Genomic DNA, 13,832 nt, shown 5'->3' on the forward strand with positions numbered 1-13,832 from the left:
CGCTTCCACGGCACCACCGCATAGCCGATATGGCCAAGCACATGAGACGGCAGCGCCGCCGTGCCGGGTTGCCAGCGGAAGCCGATCGAGCCGGCGGCCTCGCCGTCCCAGATCCAGCGCCGGAAGCCGGGCAGTCGCGGCACCGTTGTGCCGTCCGGCAAGGTGATCGGCGGCCCCCTGCCCTCGGGATCGTCGAGGCTGGCGAGGAAGGCGGCCGGGTCTTCCTCTATTGCCGCAAGCTGTTCGCGGGTCGCTTCCTCAAGCCGCACATTGTCCGGCGACCAGCCGCGCTCCAGCGCCGCCTTGTAGGACGGCAGATGTTCGAGCGCTGGTTTGACGATTTCAACCATGATGTATTCCGGCTTTGGGGTGGGCAGCTAAACTAGAAGTGTTTCGCAGATTGGCGCGAGGCCTTTTATGATTGGCTCGTGGTGATTCACCGCTGAGACACTGCGTTGATGGGGGGAACTATGCGATTGAGATATGTCCCGCTGGGTGTCGCTATCCTCGGCCTCCTGGCCACTGTCGTCGCCGTGACGGTATCGGCGCGATCCTTCGCCGCCCTGCAACCGTCCAACATTCCGGCCTGGCTGCACGCCCATGTTGGCGAGGGCGATGGTCAGATCGCAGCGGTCGTCCTGGAGCGGGCGCGCGCGCTTTACCTGAAAAAAGTGGCCGCCGGCGCCGTCAAGAACCCCTGCTACTTCGCCATGGATGCGACGCGTCCCGGCGATCTCGGCAATGGCGTGCTGGGGCGCCGCTACTACATCATCTGCGAAGCCAGCCAGTCGTTTCGCGCGATCTCGTCGGGCCACGGCGGCGGCCGCAACCTGAAAGGCAACGTCAATTTCTCAAAGGGCAGGCGATGCGCCAAGAACTTCGGCAATGCGATGGATTCGGAATTGACCGCCGGTGGCGCCTATATGACCCGCGAGGCGAAAACCTCATTCAAGGGCTTCTATCGCACCGGCGCAAAACAGGACACCGCTTTCCTGCGCACCTTCATCCAGTTCGATGGCGAAGGCGAAGCCGCCAATGCCAGGCAGCGTGTTATTGGCGGCCACGCGGCCCAGGTGCTGCGCGGCATGTGCCTGCGCAAAAACCCGAACAGTTCTTACGCCGACCATGAAGGCATGGTGCCGTTCGGCAAGCTGGTGGACTATGCCGGCGGCCGCAGCAATGGCTGCACCAGCTGGTCGGCGGCCGATGCCACGCAGCTCATCGCGATGGTCAAGGGCAACCCGACGACGCTCTACATCTATCCGGAATCGCGCGACATCGCCGCCGCGGCGAGCGGCCATTCCGCTTCGAGCTCCTACTGGAACGCATCCTGTCTGAAGGAGATCGGCACGCCGAAATTCTGGCCGAGGACGACCCTCGAGCCGATCATTGCCCAGTACAAGAAGGACCATCCGGCACCGCCGCCACAGGCGCTGCCAATCTGCAAGGGCTCATGAGCCCGCCGCACCCATGAAGTGGGCAAGCGCAGATTACTGCAGCAGTCCTTTTACGATCGCGCTTGCCTTGGCGAAGTCCATCTGGCCGGCGTACTTCTGCTTGAGCACGCCGATCACCTTGCCCATGTCCTTCTGGCTGGCGGCGCCCATCGCCGCGATCGCCGCGCGTGCCGCGGCGGTAACGGCCGCATCGTCGAGCTGCGTCGGCAGGAAGCCGCGGATGATCTCCATCTCGCCGCGCTCCTGCGCAGCGAGCTCCGGCCGCTTGCCGTCCTCGAAAGCCTTGGCCGATTCCTCGCGCTGCTTCACCATCTTGGCCAGGATCTGCAGGATCTCTTCTTCGCTCGCGGCCGGCTTGCCGGCGCCGCGATTGGCGATGTCACGGTCGTGGATGGCGGCCTGGATCAGCCGCAGGGTGGGCAAGCGGTGCTTGTCCTGCGCCTTCATCGCGCTCTTCAGGGATTCGGCGATTTTTTCGCGCATCGTGCTTCTCCTTCGAACGCGGCGGACAATAGCTTTGCCGAACCCGTAAGGCAAATCCCAGCAAGCCACTGATATTGCTTGACGAAACAGATTCAGGCCGGTTTGCGGCCTCCTCATTGACCACTCTTGCGCCTTCGCCTATGTACTCGGTCCTGCATGAGACAATGAATTGACGCGCGGAAGCCGGAGAAATCGCTGCTTCGCGCCGTTTGCTGCGCGAATGGATCCGAAGCGCGCAGGTTGACAGGAGTGCCGCCATGGCGACGATGACTGCCCCCTGGAATACCGAAAAGCCGACTGCGCTTTTGGTGCTTGCCGACGGTACCGTCATCGAAGGCCGCGGCCTTGGCGCCACCGGATCGGCGGTCGCCGAAGTCTGCTTCAACACCGCGCTTACCGGCTACCAGGAGATCCTCACCGATCCCTCCTATGCTGGCCAGATCGTCACCTTCACCTTCCCGCATATCGGCAATATCGGCACCAATGACGAGGACATCGAGGACCTCAACCCGGTCGCCCGCGCCGGCGCCGTCGGCGCCGTGTTCAAGGCCGATGTCACCAACCCGTCCAACTACCGCGCCGCCGGCCATCTCGACCAGTGGCTGAAGAAGCGCGGCATCGTCGCGCTCACGGGCATAGACACGCGCGCGCTGACCGCGCTTATTCGCGAGAAAGGCATGCCCAACGCCGTCATCGCGCATGCGCCGGACGGCGTCTTCGACCTCGACGATCTGAAGCGGCGCGCCGCCGCCTGGTCGGGCTTGATCGGCCTCGACCTCGCCAAGGACGTCACCTCGGGCCAATCCTCCGTCTGGCGCGAGACGCCCTGGGTCTGGAACGAAGGCTTCGGCGAACAGGACAAGCCGTCGCTGCATGTCGTCGCCATTGACTACGGCGTCAAGCGCAACATCCTGCGCCTGCTCGCCGGCCTCGGCGCCAAGGTCACCGTCGTGCCGGCCAAGACCGGCGCGGAGGAAATCCTCGCCATGAAGCCGGACGGCATCTTCCTCTCCAACGGTCCCGGCGATCCGGAAGCCACCGGCGACTACGCGGTGCCTGTGATCCAGGACCTGCTCAAGACCGAAATCCCGGTGTTCGGCATTTGCCTTGGCCACCAGATGCTGGCGCTGGCGCTGGGCGGCAGGACCGCCAAGATGCATCAGGGTCATCACGGCGCCAACCATCCGGTCAAGGACCACACCACCGGCAAGGTCGAGATCGTCTCGATGAACCATGGTTTCGCGGTCGACGCCGACTCGCTGCCGGAAGGCGTGGAGGAGACCCATGTCTCGCTGTTCGACGGCTCGAACTGCGGTATCGCGCTCACCGGCCGTCCGGTGTTCTCGGTCCAGCATCACCCCGAGGCCTCGCCCGGCCCGCAGGATTCGCACTATTTGTTCCGCCGCTTCGTCAACCTCATCCGCGAGAAGCGTGGCGAAGAATTGCTGGCCGAGCGCGCCTAGCGACCCAAGGCGTGTTGAGATTCAGGTCAGGCCGAGTCGAAAATGGCGGTTTCCGAGAACCGGAGCGGAGCGTACTTGAAGTACGTGAGCACCGGAAGCGCAGGAAACCGCTATTTGCAGGCCGGCATCACATGAATACCAACACGCCTCAAGCCGGATCGGTCACGGCCTCCTGCGCGTGCATGCGCTCAACCTCCTTCGGCGTCGGCTTGGCGACTTTCGTGACGAAGACGATCACCGCCAGGGTGAGGAAGACCGCACCCAGCAGATAGGGTGCGCCGCCGAACACGACCGGCGCGCTCGGCCCGGTGAACCACGAGAAGATCCCCGTGTAGAGCAGCGGTGTGATGATCGAGGTGATCGAAAAGATCGACGTCATCGCCCCCTGCAGTTCGCCCTGCGCTGAAGGCGGCACCTTGGCGGCGGCGAGGCTTCTCAGCGGCGGGTCGGCCAGCGCCTCCAGGCAGCCGACAACGATCACCGCATATATCATCCAGCCCTGCGAGGCGAAGGCGTAGCCGAAGGCGCTTAGCGCGGTGAAGGTCAGGCCGATCGCCGCCGTCTTCCACTCGCCGAGCTTCGGGATGACGCGCGGCAGGACGGTGGCCATCACGATCGCCCCGCACATTCCGAAGGCGCCGAGCGAGAAGCCTATCTGTTGCTCGCTCCAGCCATAGCGATAATTGGACACGAACGACCACACCGCCGGGTACATCATGTGTCCGAGCGTCATCAGGAAGAAGACCAGGCCGATCCAGCCGATGCCGTGGTAGTTGCGCATCTGGATGAGCGTGCCGACCGGGTTGGCGCGTTTCCACTCGAAGCGGCGGCGATGCTTGTCGTCGAGCGTCTCCGGCAGCAGGAACAGCGCGATCACGAAGTTCACCAAGGCAAGCCCGGCGGCGAAATAGAAGGGCACGCGCGGACCGAACGTGCCGAGCAGGCCGCCCAGCACCGGCCCGATGACGAAACCGACGCCGAAGGCGATGCCGAGCAGACCGAAATTCTTCGCCCGGTTCTCGTCGGTCGAGATGTCGGCGATGAAGGCCGATGTCGTCGAATAACTGGCGCCCGAGATGCCGGCCAGCACACGCCCGATGAACAGCATCGGATAGGACCAGGCGATGGCGCAGATCAGATTGTCGATCGAAAAGGTGAGCACGGAGGCAAGCAGGACCGGCCGTCGTCCGAACCGGTCGCTCAATCCGCCAATGACCGGCGCGAAGACGAACTGCATCGCCGCATAGGCGAAGAACAGCCAACCGCCTTCGATCGCCGCTTCGCTGACGCCGACGCCGGTCAGTTCCTGCAGATAGGCCGGCAGCACCGGCATGATGATGCCGAAGCCGATGATGTCGAGCAGCAGCGTCGTGAAAACGAGCGCAAGGCCCCGCCTGGCGGTTTTCGGGTCGATCATACTGGTGTCAAGCTCCTCGGCCGCCTTGCAGCAAAGGCGGGTGCACCTTATAGGCGAGCCCGCCGCCAAGAACAATAAGGGAACGACGGCAACTGCCTCATCCTGACATCAGTTGCCGTGGTGGCCGATCCTTGATCGCGCGGAACGAAGCGGATGTCGCCTCAAATTGGGTTGTTGAACGTGTCGCAGTCCGAAAGCTTGCCGCTCTTGTAGCCGCGCGCCAGCCAGGTCTGACGCTGCTGCGAGGTGCCGTGGTTGAAGCTTTCCGGCACGACGTAGCCCTGCATCTTCTTTTGAAGCGTGTCGTCGCCGATCTGCTTGGCGGCATTGAGAGCGCTCTCGATGTCGCCCTGTTCCAAAATGCCCTTCTGCGCGGTGTAATGCGCCCAGACACCGGCGAAGCAGTCGGCCTGCAACTCCACCTGCATCGACATGTGGTTGGCGTCGGCCTCGCTCATCCCCTGCCGCATCTTGTTGAATTTGGGCAGGATGCCGGTGAGATTCTGCACATGGTGGCCGACCTCATGCGCGATCACATAGGCCCGGGCAAATTCGCCGGAAGCGCCGAACTGCTGGTCGAGCTGCTGGAAGAAAGTCATGTCGAGGTAGACCTTGTGGTCGCCAGGACAATAGAACGGTCCGGCCGCAGCCGAGGCGAAGCCGCAGGCCGAGCGGATCTGGCTGCTGAACAGCACCAGCTTCGGATCCTCATAGGTCCGGCCATTGGCCTGGAAGATGCCTTTCCAAGTGTCCTCGGTTTCGGCGAGCACGGTCGAGACGAACTGCTTCATCTCGTCGGAAGCCGGCTCTCCTCCGCCGCCTTCGCTGCCGCTGTCGTCGGTGATCTGGCCGCCACTGTCGCCGCCGCCCAGTATCTGTGAAGGATCGAAGCCGAAATACCATCCGGCCAGCACAACCAGGATGACGATGAAGAGGCTGGAACCGCCGCCGGCGCGCCCACCGATCGGAATGCGGAACTGGCCGGGGCTGCCGCCGCCGAATCCGCCGCCGCCACCGGTGTCGCTGCGCTCGTCCTCGACGTTGTCACTCTGACGACGGCCTCTCCAGAGCATGGCAACTCCTCGCGATGCGAATTTCCAAACGGCCAGGCCGGCATCCTGGTGCCAATCAGACCCAACCAACAATTATCCCAATGGTTGCAGCAAGTCACAGCATTTTTCGCTTGCAACCGGTGCTGGAATGAGCGGCTCGAGCACTATGGCCGAGACCGGACAAGGCCTGTAGCATGGCGCCCGGACAAGGGGATGCGAGGGGCGCTTGCGGACGATCGGCCGTTTCCTGTTTCTGCTGGTGTTGGCCGGTTTCGGCGCTGGGGCGGCGCCTGCCGCTACGCTCGATTCCAGCGTCGCCGTCACCGATCCCGCGACCCTGCAGGCGCTTGAGCGCGGCGGTCTGTCGATCAGCCGCTTGCTCGGGCCGGCGATCGGGCTGACACGCGATGTCGACAATCGCGGCCTGTTTTCGGTGCGCGCGCTGACGCCGGTGCGCAATGCCGTCAAGCAGGAGATCGCCGACGAGCCGGCGACAAGCCCAGATCCCTATGTTGCCGGATTGGCGAAGTCCAAGGACGCAAGCCAGAAGTTCAATCCGAAATACATCGACGACAACGGCTCGACGCTGGACCTCACCGGCGTCGTCAACCGCATGGATCGCGGCTATCTCGGCCACACCGAATGCGGCGAGATCCGGCTGATCTACCGTTTCCACTATTCGGTCGAGGAAAAGCCCGGAGAGCGTGTCTCCTCGCGCCTGCCGCTGACAATGAGCCTGGTCTTCAACGCCAGGCCGAAGACCGCGACGGGCCGCGCCTCCAAGGATCGCCCGCGCGCCGCCGATGGGTCCTGCGCCGACGTCGCCAGGCGCTGGTTGGCGGCCGGCGGAAAAGACCTTCCACCTGAGCAGCTTGCGGCTTGGCTGCGCTCCGAGGATGGCCCGCTGTCGGGCGCCATGCTCAATTCCTCGCAGATCATGCGGCTCGAGCTCAACATGCAGGTGCTGCGCCTGTCGGCCTCGACGCGCCGCGATTTCGGCGGCCACGCCGAATATCTGCTCAAGATCTTCAAATGGGATCCGGCCACCGCCACCTTCCAGGAATCGCGGATGGAGAACCAGATCGACCGCAAGACGGTGCTGGCCGACCGGCAGGCCTTCGCCAAATGGCTGCTCACCGACCGCAACATCTACGATCTCGATCGCGGCCGGCTGATCGTCGACGAAAAATTCCTGGCAACCAGCGCCGTCTCCGTGGCGCCGGGCGGCATGGCGCGCTCGCAGAACAACATCGCTTATGGCTTGCTCGACGATGCCGCGGTCGACAAGGCGCTGAAGGACTATGTCGCCAGCGGCAACGCGCTGCGCACCATAAAGTCAGTGGCCGGCTTCAATCTGCGCCTCAACGAGATGAGCTGCACCGGCTGCCACCAGACCCACGGCATTGCCGGCTTCCACTACACCGGCGCCGATCCGGCCAGCGAGCCACGCCGCAACGCCGTCTTCGTGCCGGGCTCGGCGGTCTTCTTCGCCGACCTGCCGCGTCGCCTCGCCATCGTCGAGCAGTTCGCCGCCGGCCAGCATCCCGATTTCAGCAGAGGCTTCGCCGCCCGTCCGGACGCGAAGTTCGCCGAGGTGCTGAAGGGCACCGATCTCTACAATGGCTGGGGCTCGATCTGCTATCGCGGCACGGATGAAAGCTTCAAGGACTGGAGCTGCGGCGAAGGCCTGCGCTGCGCCGGCGTCCACGAAAGCGCCATCCATCCGGGCTTCGGCACTTGCGTCAGCGAGGCCGGTACTGCGGTCGGCGATCCCGTGGAGTTCGGCGAGATCAAAATGTCGAAATGGGGCAGCGACCAGTATTGCCGCCTGTCGCCGGCGACGGCGAGAGCCTGCGCCATCGATTCGGCAAGGGACAAGAAACCGCCGATCAAGCTTGCCGGCTACGGCGCGGCGCGCCAGCGCTACGACAACCCCGAGCAGAAGACCGGCGGCTTTCCCGGCGGCATGCTGCGCAAGGCGAGCTGCGACAAGCTGCCCGAGGAGGCGAGCTGCGGGCGGCTCGCCAAGACCGGCTTCAACGATTGCATCGGGTCCGGCAAGGACCACAAATATTGCACCAGGGAGTTCACCAAGACCGCCGGCCTGCGCGCCTGTGACAAAACGCATCCCTGCCGCGAGGACTATATCTGCACCGCCGGCTATGAAGACCTGGCCGAGGCCAAGCCCGGCAAGGGCACCTGCATCCCGCCCTATTTCATCTTCCAGTTCCGCGTCGACGGCCACCCGCGCAGCTGGGTGCAGGATACCGAGTAGTGAACGCCGCCAGCCTGCAGCGTCAAGGCTTCTGCTTGCTGCCGGCGCTCTTGCCGTCGGAACTTTTCGAGCGCTCCTCGAAGCGCGCCGCGCCCTTCTGCAGCGGCCGGCCGGTCTCGGCTTCCGTCTTGCGCTCGTCCTTTGCCGCCGCCCGTCTCAGTCCCTTTGCGGCCTGTTTGCCTTTTGCGGTCGGTGCCTGTTCTACGCCCATCTCTTCCTCCCTGGCGCGGCTATCGCGCCGAAGAGCAACGCTCTGGACGTAACTGGGTTCCGGAGGATTCGGCCTCGGAGGCGGCGGCTGGCGAGACTCAGCGCGTCGCGATCATCGCCTTGCGGAAAGCCTCGAGCGTCTCGGCGCTGACATGGTGCTCGATGCCCTCGGCGTCGATGCGCGCTGTCTCGGCGCTGACCCCGAGCGAGCGCAGGAAGGCTTCCACCGTCTGGTGGCGGATGCGGCTTTCCTCCGCCACCTTGCGGCCGGCCTCGGTCAGGAACACGCCGCGATAGGGCTTTCGCGAAACCAGACCTTCGGCGCAGAGCCTGGTCAGCATCTTCGCCACCGTCGGCTGGGCGACGCCGAGCCTGGCGGCGATGTCGACCTGCCGTGCCTCGTTGCCGTCCTCGATCAGGTCGGCGATCAGCTCGACATAGTCCTCGACGAGGGCGCTGCGGCGCGCTTCGCGCGTCTGCCGGAAGCCCGCCGAATGGACATCGGCGTCGGGAAGCGGCTCTTCGCGTCGAACCGGTCTGTTCCTCAGCGCCAATGCGCGCTCCTCCACGCTAACCGCGAGCCAAGTGCCCGCGACGTTGAATCGGGTCCGTAGTCATAGCACGGACCCCGACTATCTGGCCGTTTATTTGCATTCCACCCCATGCGCAACGGGGTCCGCACCCGGTTGCCCCTGTCACTTGGCGTCGTCGCAAAAGCATAAACAATGAAATATAGCCTATTGCATAATGTTGAGCCATGGCATAGATAGGGAACATCCTCGACCCTTTTCAGCGGAAAATCCCTGATGTCCGACGCAACAGCCGTATCCAGACCCGCGTGGCGTTTTGCCCGGCCCGACGAGGATGAACAGCCCAGTCTGCGCGAGGTCAACGCCTCCATCACCGTGCCGCAGACCGGCATCTGGTTTCGCCGCCTGTTCGCCTTCATGGGCCCGGGCTACATGGTTTCCGTCGGCTATATGGATCCGGGCAACTGGGCGACCGACCTCGCCGGTGGCGCCCAGTTCGGCTACACACTGCTGTTCATCATCATGCTGTCGAACCTGATGGCGATCCTGCTGCAGGCGCTTGCCGCCCGGCTTGGCATCGCCACCGGCCGCGACCTCGCCCAGGCCTGCCGCGCCTACTATCCGCGCTCCGTCAACTTCCTGCTGTGGATCGCCTGCGAGTTGGCCATCATCGCCTGCGACCTGGCCGAGGTCATCGGCACGGCGATCGCGCTGCAGCTGCTGTTCGGCATTCCGCTGATCGGCGGCGCCATGCTCACCGCTCTCGATGCCTTCCTGGTGCTCATGCTGATGAACAGGGGCTTCCGCTACCTCGAGGCCTTCGTCATCGCGCTGCTGATCATCATCTTCGGCTGTTTTGCCATCCAGATCTTCGCCGCCGCTCCGCCGGTCGGCTCGATCCTGCATTCGATGTTCGTGCCGTCGTCTCAGATCGTCACCAACCCGGCGATGCTCTACATCGCCATCGGCATCATCGGCGCCACCGTCATGCCGCACAATCTCTATTTGCACTCCTCGATCGTTCAGACCCGTGCCTATGAGCGCACCGACCGGGGCAGGCGCGACGCGATCAAGTGGGCGACCATGGACTCGACCATCGCGCTGATCCTGGCGCTGTTCGTCAACGCCTCTATCTTGATCGTCTCGGCGGTGGCCTTCCACGGCACCGGCCACCAGGACGTCGCCGAGATCGGCCAGGCCTTCGAGCTCCTATCGCCGCTGCTCGGCCTCGGCATCGCCTCGATCCTGTTCGCCGTGGCTCTGCTCGCCTCCGGCCTCAACTCCACGGTCACCGCGACGCTTGCCGGCCAGATCGTCATGGAGGGCTTCCTGCGCCTGCGCATCCCGCAATGGGCACGCCGCCTGCTGACCCGCGGCATCGCCATCGTGCCGGTGGTGATCGTCACCGCGCTCTACGGCGAGAGGGGCACCGGCCAGCTGCTGGTGTTCAGCCAGGTGATCCTGTCGATGCAGCTGCCCTTCGCGGTCATCCCTTTGGTGCAGTTTGTCTCCGACAAGAAGAAGATGGGCAATTTCGCCATCCCGCGCGCCGTCGCCCTGCTCGCCTGGGTGGTCGCCGCCATCATCCTGGTGCTCAATTTCAAGCTGCTCTACGACACCATCGCCGGCTTCGGCTGAGAACAATGCATGTCGCCCAAAAGTGCGCTGCGGTTTTGGGACAACGGCATGCATGAAGCAGGAAACTCAAACCCTGTCGCTTAATTCCCTCCTGGCGTGACACGCATTGAACGCGCGGCACCGCGACAAAATCGCGGGCCGCGCTATCTTCTTTAGCCATTATGACCGGAACCGCTGAGGCCCGCGAATTCTACGCCCGACTGATGGCCGCTCATGCCGGCTCGGCTGATCCGCGCCTCGGGGAAGCTTTCGCCACCGTTCCGCGCGAGGCCTTCCTTGGTCCCGGACCGTGGACCATCATCGCCGGCGACGGCAGGGTTAAGACGCCGAGCGCCGATCCCGCCCACATCTACCAGAACGTGCTGGTGACGCTCGACGCCGACAAGGGCATCAACAATGGCGAACCCTGCCTGCACGCAATGTGGTTCGGCCGGATCGCGCCCAGGCCAGGCGAGGCCGTCACCCATATCGGCGCCGGCACTGGCTACTACACGGCGCTGCTGGCGAAGCTGGTCGCGCCCGGCCCGGTCACCGCCTTCGAGCTTGACGCAGCACTTGCCGCCAGCGCCGAGCAGAACCTCACGGCCTATGAGAATGTGGCCGTCATCCATGGCAATGCCGTCACTAGCCCGCTGCCTGCGTCCGACATCATCTATGTCAATGCCGGCGTGGCAGCGCCTCCGGCCGCCTGGCTGAAGGCGCTGAAGCCGGGAGGCCGCATGGTCTTCCCATGGCGTCCCGCCGAACGCGTTGCGCTGGCCGTGCTGGTGACCAGCACGGAATTCGGCTTCGCCTGCCAACCGTTCATGGGCTCGTGGTTTATCCCTTGCGTCGGCGCATCGACCCCGGACCCCTCTGCGAAAATCCCCGATCGCGAGAAGGCGGCGCGCAGCCGTTCGATCTGGCTGATCAGCGACAAGGCGCCGGACCGCACTGCCACGGCAATCATCGGCGAGGTTTGGTTCTCGTCGCACGGCGTCGGCCGCGGCAGGGGGATGAGCGCGCTGCGGTAGATATTTTTGCGGCCGCTGTCGAGCCGTCGCCTGTCCATGCGTCCTAAGGCCGAAATCCGGCCCGACGGCGCGGACCACGAAAAGGGAGAGTTCCAATGAGGAAGATCATCGCCGCCACGTTCGTCAGCCTCGACGGCGTCATGCAGGCGCCCGGCGGTCCGGAGGAGGACCCGGTCGGCGGCTTCAAGTTCGGCGGCTGGACGTTCCATTACTTCGACGAGGTGGCGGGCGCGGCCCTGGATGAACTGTTCTCCAAGCCGTTCGCCCTGCTGCTCGGCCGCAGAACCTACGACATCTTCGCCGCCTACTGGCCGTATCAGAAGGATTCGATCGCGGATGCCTTCAACCCTGCGACCAAATATGTGGCGACGCATCGGCCGGATTCGCTCACCTGGCAGAACACGCAATGGCTTGGGGAAGATATCGTCGCGACGTTGCGCCGCCTCAAGCAGGACGACGGACCTGACCTGCTCATCCAGGGATCGGGCAGTCTGATCCAGACCCTGCTTGCCCACGGGCTGATCGACGAGATCAGGTTGATGATCTTCCCGCTGTTGCTGGGCAAGGGCAAGCGGCTGTTCGACGACGGCGCGATGCCGGCCGCCTTCAAGCTCACCAAGTCGCAGGCCACCACCACCGGCGTCATCATGGCGACCTACGAGCGGGGCGGCGAGATTAGGACCGGATCATTCGCGCAGGACAAGCCGTCCGACGCCGAGCTCGAGCGGCGCATGAACTGGAAGTAGCGGGGCGGCCTCCCTCCGGAGCGGGAGAGGTGGCGCTGCGGAGCAGCTACGGTGCGGGGGAAGTCGGTCCTCAAATGCACCGCCGCTGACAACTCGCCACGGGCCTCAATCAGGGCGAAGCATCGCCTCGGCTTGAAGCAACAACGCTCGAGCCAGGTCGACCCCGCTCCGTCGAGCTTCGCTCGACACCTCTCCCCGATCGACGTGGGAGAGGAACCCAAGTTCTTCCAGGTCTCAAGCCGCCACCTGCCGCCGCGCCAGCCCGTCGCGGATGTGTCGCGCAAACTCTCGCGCAGCGGGCTCGGTGCCGTATTTCGGCAGATGCAGGTTGATAGCGAAATTCGGCAGCGCCGGAAGGTCAGGGCCAGAAGGCAGGATGTCGAGGTCCGCCGGCACGGTCGATGCCAGCCAGGTGGTGACTGCAAGGTCCGCCCGCACCGTTGCCGTCGTCGCGTCGATGTTGCCGTTCTCGAACACCGTGCGCCATTCCAGCCCCTGCTCGCTGAGCGCTGAAAGCACCGCCGGGCGGACGGCGCATGTGTCGGCGACCATCGACACCGGCAACGGGCGCTTGCGGTGCGCGGCGCCGCCCCTGGCGCCGACCCAGACCAGCCGGTCGACCGCCAGGCATTCGCCGGCGGACGGACCGACCCGTTCCTCGATGACGGCGAGATCGATCATGCCGGCCGCGAGCGCCGCCGCAAGCTCCGGCGAGGCGGCGCAATGGAGCGAAATCTCGACCTGCGGATAGGTATCGGCATAGGCCTTGAGCACCGGCGCGAGCAAGGTGCCGACAAGATCGTAGGCCACGCCGAGCCTGACCTTCCCCGCAACCGCGCTGCCGGCAATCTCGGCCCAGATCTCGTCATTGAGCGAGAGCAGGCGCCTGCCCTTGCCGAACAGCCGCTCGCCTGCCCTGGTCAGCCGCAAGCCGCGCCGGTCGCGCTCGAACAGGCTGCAGTCGAGAACGTCCTCCAGCCGCTTGATCTGCTGGCTGACGGCGCCTTGCGTCAGGTTCAGCGCATTGGCCGCCGCCGTCATGCTGGCCCTGTCGGTGACGGTGACGAAGGTTCGGATCAACGCGGTGTCGAGATTGCGGATCATTTTGGCATTATAGATGTTAATGCAAATCATATCAAACATTGCATTTACTGATGCGAAGCGCGCTTTAGCATGCAGGTTCCCGCGAAAGGAGCCTGCATGTTCAAAACCATCCTTCCACTCGCCCTGTTCGCTCTCATCTCCACCTCGACGCCGGGCATTGCCACGACCCTGTCGACGGCCTCCGGCGCGCAGTTCGGCTTTCGCCGATCCGTGCCGCTGATGGCCGGCAGCGCCGCCGGCCTGGCTACTGTGGCGGCCGCGGGTGCCGCCGGGCTCGCCGGCCTGCTCGCCGCCGTCCCGTCCCTGCAACTGGCGATGAAGATCGCGGGCTCGCTCTATCTGATCTGGCTGGCGGTCAAGATCGGCCGCAGCGGCCCGCCGAACCTCGACGTGTCCATGGCCAGGCCGAACAGCTTTTTCGGCGGCGCCGGCATTCAGTGGATG

Annotated in this window: 13 protein-coding genes and 1 pseudogene; 7 read left to right on the plus strand and 7 right to left on the minus strand. The window is 64.6% G+C overall.

Annotated features, from left to right (window positions below):
• Nucleotides 1-350, minus strand: a pseudogene (locus tag EOA33_RS08550) (GNAT family N-acetyltransferase); the annotation flags it as partial.
• Nucleotides 351-470: 120 nt separating this feature from the next.
• Here EOA33_RS08550 and EOA33_RS08555 point away from each other — a divergent pair.
• A complete protein-coding gene (locus EOA33_RS08555; RefSeq protein ID WP_127405419.1) occupies nucleotides 471-1,457 on the plus strand; it encodes a hypothetical protein in 987 nt (328 codons plus the stop codon).
• A gap of 33 nt (nucleotides 1,458-1,490) precedes the next feature.
• Here EOA33_RS08555 and EOA33_RS08560 read toward each other — a convergent pair whose 3' ends face one another.
• Nucleotides 1,491-1,940 carry a GatB/YqeY domain-containing protein gene (locus EOA33_RS08560; protein WP_126058783.1) on the minus strand — a complete coding sequence of 150 codons (450 nt, stop codon included), beginning with the start codon at nucleotides 1,938-1,940 and terminating at the stop codon, nucleotides 1,491-1,493.
• 257 nt (nucleotides 1,941-2,197) lie between these two features.
• Between EOA33_RS08560 and carA the strand changes: the two genes are divergently transcribed.
• Complete coding sequence (gene carA / locus EOA33_RS08565) at nucleotides 2,198-3,403, plus strand: glutamine-hydrolyzing carbamoyl-phosphate synthase small subunit (RefSeq protein WP_126058782.1); 1,206 nt, start codon at nucleotides 2,198-2,200, stop codon at nucleotides 3,401-3,403.
• A gap of 148 nt (nucleotides 3,404-3,551) precedes the next feature.
• On the opposite strand, the gene EOA33_RS08570 is transcribed toward carA, so the two are convergent.
• Both EOA33_RS08570 and EOA33_RS08575 read right to left on the minus strand, forming a co-directional pair.
• On the minus strand, nucleotides 3,552-4,820 hold the full coding sequence (locus EOA33_RS08570; RefSeq protein ID WP_126058781.1) for a TCR/Tet family MFS transporter: 1,269 nt from the start codon (nucleotides 4,818-4,820) through the stop codon (nucleotides 3,552-3,554).
• Between the two features lie 161 nt (nucleotides 4,821-4,981).
• Nucleotides 4,982-5,893: a neutral zinc metallopeptidase gene (locus EOA33_RS08575; protein ID WP_126058780.1), complete on the minus strand. Its 912-nt coding sequence runs from the start codon at nucleotides 5,891-5,893 to the stop codon at nucleotides 4,982-4,984.
• 205 nt (nucleotides 5,894-6,098) lie between these two features.
• On the opposite strand from EOA33_RS08575, the gene EOA33_RS08580 reads away from it, so the two are divergent.
• Nucleotides 6,099-8,147, plus strand: a complete 2,049-nt coding sequence (locus EOA33_RS08580; protein ID WP_127400440.1) for a hypothetical protein — start codon at nucleotides 6,099-6,101, stop codon at nucleotides 8,145-8,147.
• Nucleotides 8,148-8,169: 22 nt separating this feature from the next.
• On the opposite strand, the gene EOA33_RS08585 is transcribed toward EOA33_RS08580, so the two are convergent.
• Nucleotides 8,170-8,358, minus strand: coding sequence for a hypothetical protein (locus tag EOA33_RS08585; protein ID WP_126058778.1), 189 nt, complete (start codon nucleotides 8,356-8,358; stop codon nucleotides 8,170-8,172).
• 97 nt (nucleotides 8,359-8,455) lie between these two features.
• Nucleotides 8,456-8,911, minus strand: coding sequence for a manganese-binding transcriptional regulator MntR (gene mntR, locus EOA33_RS08590; RefSeq protein WP_126058777.1), 456 nt, complete (start codon nucleotides 8,909-8,911; stop codon nucleotides 8,456-8,458).
• Between the two features lie 252 nt (nucleotides 8,912-9,163).
• Here mntR and EOA33_RS08595 point away from each other — a divergent pair, with 252 nt between their 5' ends.
• From EOA33_RS08595 to EOA33_RS08605, 3 genes are all read left to right on the plus strand, one after another.
• On the plus strand, nucleotides 9,164-10,525 hold the full coding sequence (locus EOA33_RS08595) for an Nramp family divalent metal transporter (RefSeq protein ID WP_127405420.1): 1,362 nt from the start codon (nucleotides 9,164-9,166) through the stop codon (nucleotides 10,523-10,525).
• 161 nt (nucleotides 10,526-10,686) lie between these two features.
• On the plus strand, nucleotides 10,687-11,538 hold the full coding sequence (locus tag EOA33_RS08600) for a protein-L-isoaspartate O-methyltransferase (protein WP_126058775.1): 852 nt from the start codon (nucleotides 10,687-10,689) through the stop codon (nucleotides 11,536-11,538).
• A gap of 95 nt (nucleotides 11,539-11,633) precedes the next feature.
• The gene (locus EOA33_RS08605) at nucleotides 11,634-12,284 is read left to right on the plus strand and encodes a dihydrofolate reductase family protein (protein WP_126058774.1); all 651 of its coding nucleotides are present in this window, start codon (nucleotides 11,634-11,636) and stop codon (nucleotides 12,282-12,284) included.
• A gap of 234 nt (nucleotides 12,285-12,518) precedes the next feature.
• Here the strand turns inward: EOA33_RS08605 and EOA33_RS08610 are convergent, their stop codons facing one another.
• Nucleotides 12,519-13,388 (minus strand): LysR substrate-binding domain-containing protein, encoded by an 870-nt coding sequence (locus EOA33_RS08610; protein WP_127405421.1) that lies wholly within the window; start codon nucleotides 13,386-13,388, stop codon nucleotides 12,519-12,521.
• Nucleotides 13,389-13,484: 96 nt separating this feature from the next.
• Here EOA33_RS08610 and EOA33_RS08615 point away from each other — a divergent pair.
• Nucleotides 13,485-13,832 (plus strand): LysE family transporter (locus EOA33_RS08615; protein WP_190234228.1); only part of this gene is annotated, 348 nt, incomplete at its 3' end.

It is taken from the genome of Mesorhizobium sp. M4A.F.Ca.ET.050.02.1.1 (assembly GCF_003997725.1).
In the GTDB taxonomy this organism is placed as follows: domain Bacteria; phylum Pseudomonadota; class Alphaproteobacteria; order Rhizobiales; family Rhizobiaceae; genus Mesorhizobium.